1 pseudogene is annotated in these 238 nt (G+C 52.5%); it reads right to left on the bottom strand.

From position 1 onward, the window contains the following. Positions 1-135 (bottom strand): annotated as a pseudogene (locus FY036_RS00020) (DDE-type integrase/transposase/recombinase); the annotation flags it as partial. Positions 136-238 lie beyond the last annotated feature (103 nt).

Below are 238 nucleotides of genomic sequence, written 5' to 3'. Positions count from 1 at the left end.
AGAAGCCTGCAGCGCGATGGTCAGCGTGTCGGTGACGTCCTCGGCCTTCATCGTGGTGCACAGCTTCCAGGCGATGATGTAGCGAGAGAAGTCGTCGAGCACGGTCGACAGGTAGAACCACCCCCAGCTGTCGATTTACGTTTCAATTGAGATCCGCGTATTGTGCAATTTCAATTGTTTGCGCGAGACTGGAGTGTAACGCTTTGCAGTTCAAATGGGACCTGAGCAGAAATTTGTT

The sequence above is a fragment of the Neoaquamicrobium microcysteis genome (assembly GCF_008180155.1).
GTDB classification, from domain to species: Bacteria; Pseudomonadota; Alphaproteobacteria; order Rhizobiales; family Rhizobiaceae; genus Aerobium; species Aerobium microcysteis.
The sequence above is the reverse complement of the archived record's forward strand: the minus strand, read 5'-3'. Positions and strand labels throughout refer to the sequence as shown.